Here is a 16,467-nt window from a genome sequence, read left to right as displayed (position 1 = left end):
ACGAGTTCATCACCGAGATCAACAACCGCCCCCGCAAAATCCTCGGCTGGGCAACCCCCGCTGAAATCTTCCAAGAACTATCATCGAAGGAAACCACACCGTGTTGCACCTCGAACTAGAACCCGGGCTGTCAGGGTCACCGTGCACATCGACCGCTACGATTGAGGACGTGACTGATGCACCCATTGGCGTTTTCGACTCCGGAGTTGGCGGCCTCACCGTAGCCCGAGCCATCATCGACCAATTGCCGCACGAGTCGATTGTTTATGTTGGCGACACTCTGCATTCGCCATACGGACCCAAGCCGATTGCGGATGTTCGACGCTACGCCCTCGAAGTGATGGATCGTCTCGTCGACGATGGCGTCAAGTTGCTCGTCATTGCCTGCAACACTGCTTCTGCGGCGATGCTGCGGGATGCGCGGGAACGCTACACCGAGGCGTACGGCATCGAGGTTGTTGAAGTGATCCAGCCCGCCACGAGGGCGGCAGTAAGTCAGACCCGCAATCGTCGCGTCGGAGTGATCGGCACCGAGGGCACGATCAAGTCACGTGCCTATGAGGATGCCTTTGCCGCGGCATCCGACATCGAATTGTTTACGCAAGCCTGCCCACGATTCGTCGAATTTGTGGAGGCAGGCATCACGACCGGACCCGAAGTTCTTGCGGTTGCGGAAGAATATTTGGCGCCGCTGAAAGCTGCTGAGATCGACACCCTCGTGCTCGGCTGCACCCACTACCCGCACATTTCTGCGGCAATTCAGTATGTGATGGGCCGCGACGTAACCCTCGTCTCGAGCGCTGAAGCGACCGCCTATGACGTCTACAGCACGCTCGTAGCGCACAACCTTCTGCGTGAATCGACCGAACCGGCCGAACACACCTTTGAAGCCACAGGGCCAGATAAGACAGGCTTCACCCGTTTGGCATCCCGGTTCATGGGGCCAAACATTGTGCGCGTCGAAACCTTTGATACTGGCGTCATTAGCTTGCCGACGCTGCCCAACTAGTCAGACTTTCCCCTAGCCCAATTTCCCCACTAACTAGATATGGCACTAGCCAGAATTCACCGATAGAGAGAAGACACATGACACGTCACGATGGTCGCGAGAACAACGAACTGCGCAAGGTCACGATCGAGCGCGGTTGGAGCGACCAGGCGGAAGGGTCAGCCCTCATCTCCTTTGGCAAAACCAAGGTGCTGTGCACTGCGTCGTTCACCAATGGCGTTCCGCGCTGGATGGCAGGCAAGGGCAAAGGCTGGGTCACCGCCGAGTATTCGATGCTTCCCCGCAGCACGAATAGTCGCATGGACCGCGAAGCTGTCAAGGGCAAGGTCGGCGGTCGCACCCACGAGATTTCGCGTCTAATCGGTCGCAGCCTGCGCGCTGTTGTCGACATGAAGGCACTCGGCGAGAACACGATCGTGATCGACTGTGACGTACTGCAGGCAGATGGCGGGACCCGCACCGCAGCCATCACCGGCGCCTATGTTGCGCTCGCGGATGCCATTGAGTGGGGTCGCGAAAAGAAGTTCATCGGTAAGAACTCGAAGGCCCTTTTCGATTCGCTCGCCGCAGTAAGCGTCGGAATCATCGACGGTGAGCCCATGCTCGACCTCGCGTACGTCGAAGATGTGCGTGCCGAAACCGACATGAATGTTGTCGTCACCGGCCGTGGACTTTTCGTAGAAGTGCAGGGAACCGCCGAAGGCGCGCCATTCGACCGCCGCGAACTCGACTCCCTGCTCGACCTCGCCCTCGGTGGAGCAGTCGAGCTCACCGCAATGCAGGTCGCTTCGCTCGCTGAAGGCGCCGCAGGATCCGCAGCAGAGGCCGACTCGAACTAATGCAGGTCGTACTCGCCACCCACAACGCGCACAAAGTTCTTGAGCTGCGCCGCATCTTGGGCCCAGCCCTCGACGGCCTAGAGCTCGTCGCCTACGACGGACCCGAGCCGGTAGAGGACGGCGACACTTTTGAGGCGAACGCGCTGATCAAGGCGCGGGCGGCATCCGCCCACACGGGGTTGCCGGCGCTTGCCGACGATTCCGGAATTTGTGTGGATGCGCTTGGCGGTGCCCCCGGCATCCATTCTGCCCGGTATGCGGGCACGCGCAATGACAGCGACAACCTCGAATTGCTGCTCACAAACCTTGAGGGTGTGGATGACCGTGCTGCACAGTTTGCGTGTGCGGCGGCGTTCGTGGTGCCGGTTGGTGCTGGTGCAGACGGTTCAGCGGGTAGCGAGGGTGGCACCGACGAGACAGTAGCCGATGCGGGCGAGTTCGTTGAGCTCGCACTGTGGCCCGGCACGGTCGCGACGGAGCGCAGCGGCTCCGAGGGCTTCGGCTACGACCCTATTTTCTGTCCTACTGGGCAGCGGGGAACATCTGCCGATCTCACCTCGGACCAGAAGGATGCGCTCAGTCACCGTGCCCAGGCATTCGCCGCGATCATGCCGATCGTGCGCGCTCAACTGCTCGGCGACAGCTAGCAGTCAACTGATCAGAGGCCAGCATTTGCGGCGCGGTCTCGGTATCGGGCACAACAACGTAGGGTTGAGGCGTGTCTCAACATGATGATCCCCACGCAGTAGATCTTGCACTCCCCATCGCAGCCCGCATCGCGGCAGCCAGCGAACGACATGGCGAAGCCGTCATCGTCGAGCGTGCCGTCTCGCTGATTCAGGGCAATAACGAGGGCAAAGAGTTCCTACTGATCGTCGGAGGCGAGCACGCTCAGGGCATCCTCGACGGAGCTCCTGTGCTGTACTGGCCCGAACTCTGGGGAACCCGCGCACTGCTGCACGCCTGGGATGACAGCGCTGCGGATGCCGTACGCGCTGCCCTCAACAACCAAGCGTGGCGTGTGCGAGAGATGGCAACGCGTGTCGTTGCTACTCGTCGACTCGACGCTCGCGAACAGCTTGTGGCGCTCCTCGCGGACGAAACCCCCCGCGTTCGCGCCTCAGCGGCTCGTGCCTTGGGCACTGTAGGAACCGCTGATGACGTTGAGGCAATGTCAGCGCTCGTCAAAGACGAAGACATTGAAGTTCGTCGCAGCGCTCAGCAAGCGGTGGAAGCCCTCCGCAAGCGTTTGGCTCAGTAGCCACCCGCTTCGTCACGCGCGCAGCGCGATTGTGGCTGTGGCTGTGGCGGTGCTTGGGCCGTGACGAGCTAGTCGTCGAGGTTCTGGTCGAAGTCTTTCGGGTGTAGGGAAAGCTTTTCTGCTTCGTCGTCATCGAGCGCAGCAGCACGACCAGCTTCGCGTGCCTTCTTCGCTTTGTATGACGAGCGGAAATAGTGGTATGCGGTGGGCAGTACTGAGATTGTGACGGCTGCCAGCAAGATGAGGTCGATGTAGTCAACGATGAAGTCGCGCAGCGGCGGAATGTAGCCGAGCAGGAATCCTGCGTAGGTGAGGCCGGAACCCCAGATGAGGGCGCCGATGGCGTTGTAGAGGGAGTACTTGCGGTAGTCCATGTGGCCGACGCCGGCAGCTACTGGTGCGAAGGTGCGCACCACGGGAACGAAACGGGCAAGAATTACTGCGAGGCCGCCGAAGCGGCTGAAGAACGCGTTGGTGCGTTTCACGTTTTCAACGCTGAACAGCCCGGTTTCTTTTCGTTCAAATACGCGGGGGCCCACTTTGTTCCCAATCAGGTACCCGACTTCGCCGCCGAGGAATGCGGCAACGCTGATGGCGAGACAGACCCACCAGATGTCATATCCGATCACGCCGGTGAAGGTGAGGATGCCGGCGATGACGAGCAGAGTGTCGCCGGGCAAGAGGAAGCCGACGAGTAGGCCGGTCTCGGCAAAGACGATGAACGCAACGCCGAGCAAGGCAAAGGCCCCGAATCCCTCAATGAGGTTGTTCGGGTCAAGCCATGGAATAAGGGCGGTGCCTACCAAGGGGGTCTCCAGAATCGTCGGCTAGGTGCGCGTAGTCGGCGACGTTAGCAATGAACTAGAGAAGAGTATCGCGAGTTGCCGGTTTGCCGCTGTGGGGATCACCCCGAAACCGCAGTTGAATCTGTGCGGAAGGCGGGACTTGAACCCGCACGCTCGAAAGCACAGGAACCTAAATCCTGCGTGTATACCAATTTCACCACTCCCGCTGGCGGCACAATCTTATCGCGGCTGGGGCCGTTGTGGTTTCGCCTATGCGATTGCTTGATCTTTGCTGTGGGCAGCCCTGTTTGGCCCCGCCATCCTCGTGTTTTTGTGGTCGGAGGGTGTAATTTGAGAAGTGTCTTCCCCATGGAGACGATGTCCGCGATCGCGCCTGACAAGAGCCATATGAGCCACAGCTTGCGCGCCGCACGAAGCAAGGAGAGCGACATTACCGTTCACGAGCTCCAATCGAGCCTTTTCACTCTCGACTCGGCTAACGCCGAAGCGATCCGTACCGCTGCAGAGCGCATTACTGCGAACCCTAATGAGAGCCCTGATGACTTTGGTCGCCAGGCGCTCGCGGCAGCGTTCAGCTTGCCTGAAGAGGTCCGTGCAGCTGTTCTGAATTTTGCTGAGGTTGGCTCTGAAGCCGGCATCATGGTTGTGCGTGGACTGTACGTCGATGAAGACCTCAAGGATACCCCGCTCGACAACAAGAGCGGTCTCGGCGCTGGCACCACTTTCGCTAAGGAAATGGGAATGCTGTCGCACCTTCTCGGAAGCATGGTTGCTTACGAGGCTGAGGGCAACGGCCACCTCATTCAGGACATGGTTCCCAACCCGAAGCTTGCGGTAACCCAGCAGTCGCAGGGCTCGAAGGTTGAGCTTGAAGCTCACACTGAGCAATGCTTCTCTGTCTTCAAGCCTGACTACGTCATCCTCGGTGCGCTCCGCGGCGATGAGAACGCCAAGACGTATGCGTTCTCGGGCCGGAAGCTCGTGCAGCACATGTCTGCTGAAGACGTGGCGAAGCTGCGCCAGCCGCTGTGGGCAACCACGATCGACGAGTCGTTCCAGCCGTACATTCCGCGCCCGGATGACGTACGCGGCCCATTCCCGATCCTGACCGGACCAGAAGACGACCCATACATTCTGGTCGATCAGGACCTCATGCACGGCATCACCGCAGAAGCTCAGCGACTGCTCGGCAAGGTTGTTGAAACCTACATCGAGCACCGCGACGCACACGTGCTGCAGCCGGGCGACCTGCTCATGCTCGACAACCTGCGCGCCATGCACGGCCGTTCAATGTATACGCCTCGCTTTGACGGCAAAGACCGTTTCATCGCCCGTGGCTTCGTTGTGCGTGACCGCCGCAAGCTCTGGCCACAGTTGCTCGACGACCGCCGCACACTCGCAGCGGTTCACAGCTAGAGCAATTCAGCCCATACGGGCTAGTTAGTTCGTTACGACGAGGGTCGTCTGCTCAGGCAGGCGGCCCGCGTTTGCAGCGAGTTCCTTTATTTCGTGCGTGCCGAAGTGGTTTGACCCCCAACGATTGCGGCCATTGCGAGTATGAAACCGACAGACTGCACTGCCCCGAATGTCTGCCCGAGAACGAGAGCGCCGAGTGCGGCTGCAGCCAGTGGCGAGAGCAGTCCCAAAACTGCGACTGAGCCAATTGGGAGTATTCGGATGCCGCGAAACCAGAGCGCGTAGGCGACGATTCCGCCGACGATTCCGAGCCACGCATAACCGAAGAATGCCGGACCGTCGATTGTGGCGGGAACGCCTTCGGCGAGGAGGGTGATGGGCAGCAAGAATAGGCCTCCGGCGGTGAGGAGCCAGCCCGCATATCCGATCGCGGAAACCTGGGGCGGTTTGCCCCACCGTTTTGCCAGAACCACGCCGATAGCCATCGACGCGGTTCCGGCGAGGCCCGCGATGAGCCCGACCGTGTCGAGCTGCGCGGTGGAGCGGAGCACGATGAGCGCCACCCCGAGCATCCCGACGAGTCCCCAACCCAGCAATGGCCACGAGAGTGGTTGTCGCAGGATCACCACTACGAGCACGGCAACGATGAGTGGTTGCGCGGCACCGAGGGTCGCGGCGATGCCGCCGGGCAACTGGTAGGCGGCAACGAAGAGCAGGGGGAAGAATGCGCCGATGTTGAGCACGCCGAGCACCATTGATTTCCACCACCATTCACCGGTGGGCAGCTGTCGGGCAATGGCAAGAGCGATGAGACCGGCGGGTAGTGCTCGAATAAGAGACGCGAATAGTGGATGCCCGTCTGGCAGTAGTTCGGTGGTCACGATGTAGGTGGTTCCCCATGCCAGGGGCGCCCGCCCGGTGAGCAGGGTGTCGCGGAGCTGTTTCATGTTCCCTCACTTCGCAATGTTCAATGCTAAACAGTTTAACGTTAAGCAATCTAGGGTATTGTAAGGTAAGCGTCAAACAGTTGAACGTTGAGAGGTTTCATGGCTGACAGTGTTGATCGCATCGTGAACCAGTGGGCACACGTGCGCCCCGAGCTCGACGTCTCCGCGATGGGAATCCTCGGGCGACTCTCACGGGTGACCCGGCTGCTCGAGCGAGCCCAGCTCGGCGTATTCGAATCGCATGATCTGCAGGCAGGGGAGTTCGACATCCTCGCTACCCTGCTGCGTTCAGATGCCGGCGCTCGCGGACTCACCGCCGGCGCCCTGGCCAACAGCTCGATGGTCACCTCGGGGGCCATCACCAACAGGCTCGACCGACTGGTCGTCAAGAAACTCATCTCGCGCGACGTCGACCCCGATAACCGTCGAACCGTGCGCATTGCACTCACCGAAGCAGGCACCGCGGTCGTCAATCGCGCGCTGCGTGATCATGTCGACAACGAGGAGAAGCTGCTCTCCTCACTGGGCAGTGCGCAACGCGGCGAATTAGAAGCGCTATTGCGTCAGCTGCTCAGCGCTCACGAAGCCACTACGGAGTAGCGCGCATACTGCTGCCGAATGATCGGCTGAAAGTCGGATGCCGGTTCAGCCGTCACCGCAATGCTCCAGTCGGGGCGCGCCCCGGCCAGCACCCACGCTGCTTGGGCTGCGGCACCGAGGGTCACGTATTCGCCCGGTTCGGGTACAACCACGGGAATGTTGAACACCTGCGAGGCAATCGTGGATACGGCGGGGTTCTGCGCAGCACCACCGATGAGCAGGATGCGCGTGGCTGAGACTCCCTGCCCGCGAAGAGCGTCGAGACCGTCAGCGAGTCCGCACAGCAGGCCCTCGATCGCGGCGCGCGCCAGTGACGGGCGCGTCGTGGAGGCAAGAGTCATTCCGAACAGGGTGGCGGTGGCATCCGGAAGGTTGGGGGTGCGTTCGCCCTCGAAATAGGGCTGCAGTACGAGACCGCCTGCGCCCGGTTCTGCTTGGAGAGCGAGCGTGCCGAGTTCATCGTGCGCTACCCCAAGTAGCGCTGCGGTGCTGTCGAGCACCCGTGCCGCGTTGAGGGTTGCGACCAGAGGCAGGAAGTTGCCGCTGGCATCCGCAAACCCGGCGACAGCGCCCGTGGGATCGGGCATTTGGGTTTCGGCTACGGCGAAGACGGTTCCGCTAGTGCCGATCGAGACGATGACGTCGCCGGTGCGAGCGCCGAGACCGAGTGCGGCTCCTGCGTTATCGCCTGCGCCACAAGCAACCGCCGTGGTGGTGCCAGCAACCGTGCCAGCAGGCTCACCAGGAGCAATGATGCGAGGCAGCACCACTCCGTCGGTGACCGAGCTGCGGCCAAGGGCGGCAGCAAAAACTTCGTCGTCATACTCGTTGGTCGCCGAGTTGAAATAGCCGGTTCCGCTGGCATCAGAGCGATCGGTCGTGAGCTCTGACAGTTGAGGGTTTTCCGGGCCAAAGCCGCGCAAGCGCCACGTCAGCCAGTCATGCGGCAAACAGACTGCGGCAACGCGGGCGGCATTCTCTGACTCGTTGTCCCGCAGCCAGCGCAGCTTCGTTGAGGTGAATGAGGCGACCGGCGTTGACCCTGTGCGCTCGGCAAGGTCGGGGAACTCCGCGGTGAGGGCGTCGGCTGCGGCTGCAGAGCGGGTGTCATTCCAGAGTAGGGCGGGGCGGATGACGCGGCCGGCGGCATCCAACACGACCATGCCGTGCTGCTGCCCTCCGACCGAAATCGCGGAAACGTCGTCGAGGCCGCCAGCGTCTGCAATCGCCGCGGTAAGAGCGGACCACCAGGCTTCGGGGTCCACCTCGGTGCCGGCGGGGTGGGCGGCGCGACCGGAGCGCACGAGCGCCCCGGTCGAGGCATCCACAATGAGAACTTTGCAGGACTGCGTTGACGAGTCGATCCCCGCGACGAGCGTCATTTAGCGGGCGCCCATGAGGTGCTCAGTCGCAAGCTGCTGCAAGCGCACGAAGCCGAAGCCCTTGCCATTGAAGTAGGCATCGTGATCGAAGTCTTCATAGGACGCGCGGTCTGCCAGTAGGTCGTCATAGCTCTCATTGTCGCCGAGGGTGTTGTCGGAGAGTTCGAAGACGCGCGCAGCGGTCAGAGCTTCCTGCACATCGGGGTCGGCGCGGAACGCAGCGGCCCGTTCCTTGAGCAGCAGGTAGGTGCGCATGTTGGCAGCAGCGGAATCCCACACTCCGGTTTCGTCTTCGGTGCGGCTGGGCTTGTAGTCGAAGTGACGGGGGCCCGTGTAGCTTTGGCCGCCGTCGGGGCCGCCGTTTTCGAGCAGGTCGACGAGCGAGAAGGCGTTGTGCAGGTCGCCGTGACCAAAGACGAGGTCTTGGTCGTACTTGATTCCTCGCTGGCCATTGAGGTCGATGTGAAAGAGCTTGTCTTGGTAGAGCGCCTGGGCAATGCCGGAGGTGAAGTTGAGCCCGGCCATCTGTTCGTGACCGACCTCGGGGTTCACGCCGAACAGTTCGGGGCGTTCGAGAGTTTCGATGAACGCCATGGCGTGACCGACGGTTGGCAGCAAGATGTCGCCACGGGGCTCGTTGGGTTTCGGCTCAATAGCGAAACGGATGTCGTAGCCCTTTTCTGTGACGAAGTCACCGAACAGGTTGAGGGCTTCGCGGTAGCGCTCGAGTGCTGCCCGTACGTTCTTTGCGGAATCGTATTCTGCTCCCTCGCGGCCGCCCCACATGACGAAGGTTTTGGCACCGAGTTCGACGCCGAGTTCGAGCTGACGCATTGCTTTGCGCATCGCGAAGCGACGCACGCCGCGGTCGTTGGAGGTGAAGCCGCCGTCCTTGAAGACGGGGGCGCTGAAGAGGTTGGTAGTGACCATGGGGACGATGAGCCCGGTGTCGCTGAGGGCTTGCTTGAGGCGGTCGATCTGCTTCTGGCGTTCAGCATCCGTGGAGCCGAAGGCGAACAGGTCGTCGTCGTGGAAGGTGAGGCCATAGGCGCCCAGCTCTGCAAGCTTCTCAACTGCGCGCACGGTGTCGAGGGGTGCCCGCGTCGGCCCGCCGAATGGATCTGCACCGTTGTAGCCAATCGTCCAGAGGCCGAATGAGAACTTGTCGGCTGGGGTGGGTTGTGTAGACATGGTGACTCTCCGTTGACAGCTTAGGCAATAAGTTATTGTGAACAACTTACTCGGCTCTACCGTTCACGTCAATGCACGATTTTTCACAGCAGTAGCGGTCTAAACCGTCATTTTCAGGCAATCGTTATGCAATTTTCGGGGAATGCTGTTGTGTTCACGCGGTAAACCCATATATGTTCTCAATGTCAACAAAAGGGGTGCCGAGCGCATCCCTCGCGATACAACGGAGTAACGCACGCACTCGTCGGGCAACCGACGCGAGTGCTACATTCCCTTTCGCGAGGATCACGCTTCTGCCCCTCTGCCGGCAACACGCGCAGTGCTTCCGGCTTTTGTCCGGCAATCACACTCGAAAGGGACAACACGATGTCAATGAAGAAAATAATTGCAGTCGCAGCAGCGACTGTGATGACCCTCGGGCTCGCCGCCTGCAGCAGCGGTGAATCAGGCAGCGGCGGCGACAGCCTCGGCAGCGTCGGAATTTCGATGCCCACTCGAAGCCTCGAACGCTGGATCAACGACGGCGAAGGACTCAAGGCTCAGCTCGAAGACGCCGGCTACTCGGCCGACCTTCAGTACGCGGATGACAAGGCCGACACTCAGATCAGCCAGATTCAGAACCAGATTGCTTCGGGCGTTGACGTTATCGTCATCGCCGCAATCGACGGAGAGCTTCTTGCACCGGTGCTCGCCGATGCAGCAGCACAGGACATCACAGTCATTGCTTACGACCGTCTGATCAATGGCACTCCGGATGTCGACTACTACGCGACGTTCGACAACTACAAGGTTGGCCAGCTTCAGGGTGAGTTCATTGAAGAACAGCTCGGACTCGCTGATGGCGCAGGCCCGTTCAACCTCGAGCCTTTCGCCGGTAGCCCCGACGACAACAACGCCAAGTTCTTCTTCTCTGGCGCGTGGGATATCTTGCTTCCCTACGTAGAGAACGGCCAGTTGGTTGTTCCCTCGGGCAAGGCACCCGCCAGCAACGATGACTGGGCAAGCATCGGAATCCTCGGCTGGAAGTCTGACTCGGCTCAGTCCGAGCTCGACAACCGTCTGGGATCGTTCTACACCGGTGGCGAGAAGATCGACGTAGTTCTTTCTCCCAACGACAGCCTCGCTCAGGGTATTGCCGCGTCGCTTCGCAGCGCTGGTTACACCGCGGGAACGGACTGGCCTCTCTTGACCGGCCAGGATGCCGACAAGGCTAGCGTCGTCAACATCCTCGCTGGCGAACAGTCGATGACCGTCTGGAAGGACACCCGCGAGCTCGGCAACGTCGTCTTCGGCTTCGTCGAGGCGGTCATGAATGGCGACGAGCCCGAGATCAACGACACCGAAACGTACGACAACGGTGAAAAGGTCGTTCCCGCGTTCCTCATCGCGCCCGAGGTCGTCGTGAAGGATGACGTGCAGACAAAGCTTATTGATTCCGGCTTCATCAAGGCATCAGACGTAGGGCTCTAACCCGCATTTCGTTAGAAGCATTACCATTCGACGTTCGGGGGACGGCAGCTGCCGTCCCCCGAAAGTCACTGCGAGCGGAGCTCATCATGACTGCGATCCTCAGCATGAACCAGATCACAAAAGACTTTAGCGGCGGCGTTCGCGCACTCGATGGCGTGAGCCTCGAAGTGGAGCGCGGCCAAGTGCACGCTATCTGCGGTGAAAACGGCGCCGGCAAATCAACTCTCATGAAGGTGCTCAGCGGCGTCTATCCTGCGGGTAGCTACGGCGGCAGCATCACTTTCGAAAATCATGAGACTGCATACCGGTCGATCAACGACTCTGAGCACGACGGCATCGTCATCATTCACCAAGAACTTGCGCTCAGTCCGTATCTCTCGATTGCCGAGAATATTTTCTTGGGTAACGAGATCGCGACCCGTGGCGTCGTCGACTGGGCTAAAACGAATCGCGAAGCAACGCTTCTGCTCGCTCGGGTCGGTCTCGACGAACAAGCGAGCACGCGTGTGCTCGAGCTGGGCGTTGGCAAACAGCAGCTTGTAGAGATCGCTAAAGCCCTCTCTAAGAAGGTGAAGCTTCTGATTCTGGATGAACCGACCGCGGCCCTCAACGACGAAGACTCCGCGCACCTGCTCGACCTCATCCGCAGTCTTCAGGGGCAGGGCATCACGTGCATCATCATTTCGCACAAGCTCAAAGAGATTCGCAACATCGCCGATACGGTCACCATCATCCGTGATGGCAAGACAATTGAGACATTCGCGATGTCGGAAGAGGATGCCACTGAAGCCAGGATTATTCGAGCGATGGTCGGTCGCGACCTCGACAGCATGTTTCCGCCCCACACACCGCAGATTGGCGATGAACTCTTTCGGGTCGAAAACTGGACGGTGCATCATCCCGTCGATACGACCCGAAAAGTTGTTGATAACGCAGCGTTCTCTGTGGCCGCTGGCGAGATTGTTGGCTTCGCTGGGTTGATGGGTGCTGGGCGCACCGAGCTGGCGATGAGCATCTTTGGTCGCTCCTATGGCAGTCACATCAGTGGAACCGCCTACAAGAATGGCGCCGAGATTTCGGTCAAGACGGTGAGCGAAGCAATCGGCCACGGCATCGCCTATGCCACCGAAGATCGCAAGCATTTTGGGCTCAATCTGATCGGCAGTATCGCCGTGAACATTTCGGCAGCAGCACTGTCAAAGATTTCGCGGTTCGGAATCGTTGACCGCTTTGCCGAAAACAGGGTCGCCGAGGATTATCGCGGCCAAATGAATATCAAGACTCCGAACGTGTCTGTGCTTTCGGGAAACCTCTCTGGCGGCAACCAGCAAAAGGTGGTCTTGAGCAAATGGATGTTCTCGGGGCCTGACATCCTGATTCTCGATGAGCCAACCCGTGGCATCGATGTGGGGGCCAAGTACGAGATTTACGGAATCATCAATGCCCTTGCCGCTCAAGGCAAGGCGGTGGTCGTGATCTCGTCAGAACTGCCAGAACTGCTCGGACTGTGTGACCGCATTTATGCAATTTCTGAAGGAACCATTACCGGCGAAGTTGACCGCGCCGACGCTAACCAAGAACGACTCATGCACTTGATGACCGCGGGAAAGGACTAACCCGATGACTACAACAACCCCCGACCGCAAACGGCCCAAGATGCAGATCGACCTGCGCCAGTACGGAATTCTTGCCGCGCTCGTCGTAATCGTCGTGCTCTTTCAGGTGCTCACCGATGGCAGGCTGTTGCTTCCCGGCAACATCAACAACCTCATCCAGCAAAACGCCTACGTGCTGATCCTTGCCGTCGGAATGGTGATTGTGATTATCGCCGGCCACATCGACCTCTCAGTTGGTTCCGTCGTGGCAATGGTCGGTGCGGTTTCTGCGATCTCGATGACCCAGTGGGGATTGCCCTGGTGGGGAGCCGTAATTGTGGCGCTAGTTTTGGGCGCCGCAGTCGGTGCTTGGCAGGGTTTCTGGGTGGCGTTTGTCGGAATCCCGGCGTTCATCGTGACGCTCGCCGGCATGCTGCTCTTTCGGGGCCTCACCCTCGTTTTCCTGACCGGAGGAACGATCAACGCGCTTCCGGCAGAATTCAACGCCATCGGTGGTGGCTGGTTGCCTGAGCTGTTTGGCACCATCGGTGAGGGGCGTGGCGACCGCGACATCCTCACGATCGTTCTGGGTGCTCTCGCCGCAGCGTTGCTCATTGGCCAACAGTTGCGCAGTCGAGCAAAACAACGCAGCCTCGAACTGCCCGTTGAGGGTACTGTTTCGTTCTGGGCCAAGAATCTCATTGCTGCCGGTGCGATTATCGCGTTGACCTTCCAGCTCTCGGCTTACCGCGGAACGCCAATCATCCTGATCATTCTTGCGGTGCTCATTCTGCTCTTCACCTTCGTGCTCAATCAGACCGTGTTCGGGCGCCACGTTTATGCAATCGGTGGCAACCTGTTCGCTGCCCAAATGAGTGGTGTTAAGACGTCGTGGATCAACTTCTTCGTGTTCGTCAACATGGGTGTGCTTGCTGGTCTGGCTGGCGTAGTCACGACTGCGCGTGCCGGTGGTGCTGTGGCGTCTGCGGGTCAGAACTTCGAGCTCGATGCGATCGCCGCGGTCTTCATTGGTGGTGCCGCAGTGACCGGCGGCGTCGGTACCGTCATCGGTGCGGTCATCGGCGCGCTCATTATGGGTGTGCTCAACATGGGGCTGTCGATTCTTTCGGTGGATGCTGCCTGGCAGCAGACGATTAAGGGTCTAGTTTTGCTCCTCGCCGTCGCCTTCGATGTCATGAGCAAGCGTCGCAGCGGACGTCGCTAGTCTTAGATCACATAATTGTTGCCAACCGAGTGGATTAGCCCGTGAACCAAAGCTCTGCGCCGTCGCCCAGTGGCACCGCTGGTCGTGGCGATCGCACACGGCGCCACAATCTGTCGCGGGTGTTGACGCTCCTGCACCGCGGGGCGCAGTTACGTTCGCAGCTGACGTCGCAGACGGGTCTGAATCGCTCGACCATTGCCGCGCTCGTTTCCGAACTCACAGAGTTGGGCCTGGCCTACGAGAGCGACCCTGATCCCACTCGCCAGGTGGGGCGCCCGTCACCGATGGTGAATGCGGATGCTCGCACCGTGGCGATTGCGATCAACCCTGAGGTTGACGCCATTACTGTCGGTGTTGTGGGGCTCGATGGCACCCTGCTCAAGCGGGTGCGGTACGAGACGGAGTCTCCGCCGACGGTGGCCGAGTTTGTGAAGATCTCGAGTGTGATTATCGAGAGTCTTAAGGGTGAGTACGAGACTGCCGGCCGGGTTGTTGGCGTCGGTGTTGCGGTGCCCGGTTTGGTTCGCGTCGAAGATGGTTTGGTGCGCTGGGCGCCCCACTTGGAGTGGCGAGATGAACCTGTCAGCCAGCTTTTGGCTGCGGCGACGGGGTACCCCGTGTGGACGGCAAATGATGCCAGTGTTGGTGCATTCGCCGAGCACATTTATGGTGCCGGTCGCGGAATTTCTGATCTCATCTATCTCAACGGTGGCGCAAGCGGTATCGGTGGCGGCATCATCAGCGACGGTCGCCCTCTGGTGGGGCGTGCGGGGTATGCGGGCGAGTTTGGCCATGTGCGGGTCGTCAATAGCGCAACCGAGAACGGCACCCGCGAGGAGGGGAGCCTCGAAACTGAGGTGAACCGTGCTGATCTGCTGCATGCTTTGGGGCTCACCAATGTTGATGCCGAAACTCTGGATGCTGCGCTGCGCGATTCGACGGATCCTGCTGTGAGCGCACTTGTGCGTCGCCAACTGCTTTCGCTCGGCACGTCGCTACGCAACGCAGTGAACGTGCTCAATCCCGAAGTTATTGTGTTTGGTGGTTTCTTGTCGTCCATTTTCTTGGCTGATCCGGAGTTCCTGATCGAGCGTGTAGGTGCTCAGGCGCTGGAGGCTTCGTTCGAAGCCGTACAGATTGTGCCTGCCCAGTTGGGCTCCGACCTGCTAATGATTGGGGCTGGCGAGCTTGCCTTCGCCCCGTTGTTAGATGACCCTTCCGCGTTCTGCGCAGACCTAGTCGACGCCCGGTAGGAAACATTAGCCCCACTCGGAGAAATGGGCCTTAGGTTAGCTTCATGAGTACTGACTACCGCGATAGCGGCCTGGTATTTCCGCCGAACTTCATTGTCGGATCGGCGACGGCTGCCTATCAAGTTGAGGGCGCTGCCCGCGATGGCGGTCGCACCGAATCGATTTGGGACACCTTCAGCCACACCCCGGGCAAGACCTGGAACGGTGACACCGGTGATGTGGCCGACGACCACTATTACCGTTTCGAATCCGACCTTGACCTCATGGCCGAGCTGGGTCTCGACGCCTACCGCTTCTCGATTTCGTGGCCACGTGTTCAGCCCGGCGGTCAAGGGCCCATCAACCCCGAGGGTGTGTCGTTCTACTCGCGTCTTGTCGATGGCCTGTTGAGTCGCGGCATCCGCCCCATCGCAACTCTGTATCACTGGGATCTGCCCCAAGAGCTTGAGGATGAGGGCGGCTGGCCCGAACGTGACACCGCGATGTGGTTTGCCGAATACGCCGAACTCGCCGCCACCGCGCTCGGTGATCGCGTGCACACCTGGACGACGCTCAACGAACCGTGGTGTTCGGCCTATTTGGGCTACGGCTCTGGTGCCCATGCTCCCGGCCGCATGGACGGTCGTGATGCGCTCGCCGCGGTGCATCACCTCAATTTGGCGCACGGGTTGGCGGTTCCACGGCTGCGGGCGGCCTCTAGTAATTCTCCTGAGGTGTCAGCGACCCTCAATTTCCACGTGATTAGGGGAGAGGATGCCGAGGCGAAGCGTCGCATTGATGCGTTAGCCAATCGTGCCTTCACGAGCCCGATGTTGCTCGGTCGCTACGACGATGACCTCATTGCCGACACCAGCGACGTGACCGATTGGTCATTCGTTCATGCGGGCGATCTGGCGAGCATCCACCAGCCGCTCGATTTCTTGGGCGTCAACTACTACTCCACCGTGACCGTGCAGATGTGGGATGGCTTGACGGTGCGCAGCAACAACGACGGCCACAAAGATATGGGCGGATCACCGTGGCCCGGCAGTCGCGACGTTGAGTTCTTGGAGCAGTCTGGTCCATACACGACGATGGGGTGGAACATCGCGCCCGATGGTCTCGAAGAATTGCTCGTCGATCTCAGTGAACGCTTCCCTGATCTGCCGCTCATGATCACCGAGAACGGTGCCGCCTTTGATGACGAGGTGACGGATGGTCGGGTGCACGATCCTGATCGGGTCGACTATCTCAACCGGCACTTCACCGCCGGGCACCGGGCCATGGCACGCGGCGTCGACCTGCGCGGTTACCTCGTGTGGTCGCTGCTCGACAACTTCGAGTGGGGCTTCGGCTACTCCAAGCGCTTTGGCATTGTGCGCGTCGATTACGACACCCAGGAACGCATCGTCAAAGACAGTGGGCTGTGGGTTTCTGAGGTCGCGAAGACGAAGGCGACGCCCCGCTCAGCTGAATTCGGCTGAGCTAGACGGC

The 16,467-nt window shown here is 60.2% G+C and carries 15 protein-coding genes, 1 tRNA gene and 1 pseudogene; 12 read left to right on the top strand and 5 right to left on the bottom strand.

Going from position 1 to position 16,467, the window contains the following annotated elements; all coding sequences use genetic code 11:
* From ACTJJW_RS14605 to ACTJJW_RS14585, 5 genes and pseudogenes are all read left to right on the top strand, one after another.
* A pseudogene (locus ACTJJW_RS14605) lies at positions 1–119 on the top strand (IS30 family transposase); the annotation flags it as partial.
* 50 nt (positions 120–169) lie between these two features.
* Positions 170–1,009: a glutamate racemase gene (gene murI / locus ACTJJW_RS14600; RefSeq protein ID WP_462645873.1), complete on the top strand. Its 840-nt coding sequence runs from the start codon at positions 170–172 to the stop codon at positions 1,007–1,009.
* 77 nt (positions 1,010–1,086) lie between these two features.
* Complete coding sequence (gene rph, locus ACTJJW_RS14595) at positions 1,087–1,848, top strand: ribonuclease PH (RefSeq protein ID WP_462645871.1); 762 nt, start codon at positions 1,087–1,089, stop codon at positions 1,846–1,848.
* On the top strand, positions 1,848–2,495 hold the full coding sequence (gene rdgB / locus ACTJJW_RS14590; RefSeq protein ID WP_462645869.1) for an RdgB/HAM1 family non-canonical purine NTP pyrophosphatase: 648 nt from the start codon (positions 1,848–1,850) through the stop codon (positions 2,493–2,495). Before rph ends, rdgB begins: the two co-directional genes overlap by 1 nt.
* A gap of 71 nt (positions 2,496–2,566) precedes the next feature.
* Positions 2,567–3,109, top strand: coding sequence for a HEAT repeat domain-containing protein (locus ACTJJW_RS14585; RefSeq protein ID WP_462645867.1), 543 nt, complete (start codon positions 2,567–2,569; stop codon positions 3,107–3,109).
* Positions 3,110–3,177: 68 nt separating this feature from the next.
* On the opposite strand, the gene ACTJJW_RS14580 is transcribed toward ACTJJW_RS14585, so the two are convergent.
* Positions 3,178–3,915, bottom strand: coding sequence for a DedA family protein (locus tag ACTJJW_RS14580; RefSeq protein ID WP_462645865.1), 738 nt, complete (start codon positions 3,913–3,915; stop codon positions 3,178–3,180).
* 124 nt (positions 3,916–4,039) lie between these two features.
* Positions 4,040–4,121, bottom strand: a tRNA-Leu gene (locus tag ACTJJW_RS14575).
* Between the two features lie 142 nt (positions 4,122–4,263).
* Here ACTJJW_RS14575 and ACTJJW_RS14570 point away from each other — a divergent pair.
* Entirely contained in the window at positions 4,264–5,331 is a 1,068-nt protein-coding gene (locus tag ACTJJW_RS14570; RefSeq protein ID WP_462645863.1) for a TauD/TfdA family dioxygenase, read from the top strand.
* An 86-nt stretch (positions 5,332–5,417) separates the two neighbouring features.
* Here the strand turns inward: ACTJJW_RS14570 and ACTJJW_RS14565 are convergent, their stop codons facing one another.
* The gene (locus ACTJJW_RS14565) at positions 5,418–6,278 is read right to left on the bottom strand and encodes an EamA family transporter (RefSeq protein WP_462645861.1); all 861 of its coding nucleotides are present in this window, start codon (positions 6,276–6,278) and stop codon (positions 5,418–5,420) included.
* A 99-nt stretch (positions 6,279–6,377) separates the two neighbouring features.
* Between ACTJJW_RS14565 and ACTJJW_RS14560 the strand changes: the two genes are divergently transcribed.
* Positions 6,378–6,878, top strand: coding sequence for a MarR family winged helix-turn-helix transcriptional regulator (locus tag ACTJJW_RS14560; RefSeq protein WP_462645860.1), 501 nt, complete (start codon positions 6,378–6,380; stop codon positions 6,876–6,878).
* Here the strand turns inward: ACTJJW_RS14560 and xylB are convergent.
* Positions 6,857–8,260, bottom strand: a complete 1,404-nt coding sequence (xylB, locus tag ACTJJW_RS14555) for a xylulokinase (protein ID WP_462645858.1) — start codon at positions 8,258–8,260, stop codon at positions 6,857–6,859. The two genes, ACTJJW_RS14560 and xylB, sit on opposite strands and share 22 nt — an antisense overlap.
* On the bottom strand, positions 8,261–9,451 hold the full coding sequence (gene xylA / locus ACTJJW_RS14550) for a xylose isomerase (RefSeq protein ID WP_462645856.1): 1,191 nt from the start codon (positions 9,449–9,451) through the stop codon (positions 8,261–8,263).
* Between the two features lie 366 nt (positions 9,452–9,817).
* Between xylA and chvE the strand changes: the two genes are divergently transcribed.
* The 5 genes from chvE to ACTJJW_RS14525 all read left to right on the top strand — a co-directional run bounded on the left by chvE (position 9,818) and on the right by ACTJJW_RS14525 (position 16,457).
* Positions 9,818–10,921 carry a multiple monosaccharide ABC transporter substrate-binding protein gene (gene chvE / locus ACTJJW_RS14545; RefSeq protein ID WP_462645854.1) on the top strand — a complete coding sequence of 368 codons (1,104 nt, stop codon included), beginning with the start codon at positions 9,818–9,820 and terminating at the stop codon, positions 10,919–10,921.
* 86 nt (positions 10,922–11,007) lie between these two features.
* A complete protein-coding gene (gene mmsA, locus ACTJJW_RS14540) occupies positions 11,008–12,537 on the top strand; it encodes a multiple monosaccharide ABC transporter ATP-binding protein (RefSeq protein WP_462645852.1) in 1,530 nt (509 codons plus the stop codon).
* Positions 12,538–12,541: 4 nt separating this feature from the next.
* Entirely contained in the window at positions 12,542–13,741 is a 1,200-nt protein-coding gene (gene mmsB / locus ACTJJW_RS14535; protein ID WP_462645850.1) for a multiple monosaccharide ABC transporter permease, read from the top strand.
* A 41-nt stretch (positions 13,742–13,782) separates the two neighbouring features.
* A complete protein-coding gene (locus ACTJJW_RS14530; RefSeq protein WP_462645848.1) occupies positions 13,783–14,994 on the top strand; it encodes an ROK family protein in 1,212 nt (403 codons plus the stop codon).
* Between the two features lie 44 nt (positions 14,995–15,038).
* Positions 15,039–16,457, top strand: a complete 1,419-nt coding sequence (locus tag ACTJJW_RS14525) for a GH1 family beta-glucosidase (RefSeq protein ID WP_462645846.1) — start codon at positions 15,039–15,041, stop codon at positions 16,455–16,457.
* Positions 16,458–16,467: the final 10 nt, after the last annotated feature.

It is taken from the genome of Rhodoglobus galactosidasius (assembly GCF_054957775.1).
This window is presented reverse-complemented; position numbering and strand designations above follow the sequence as displayed.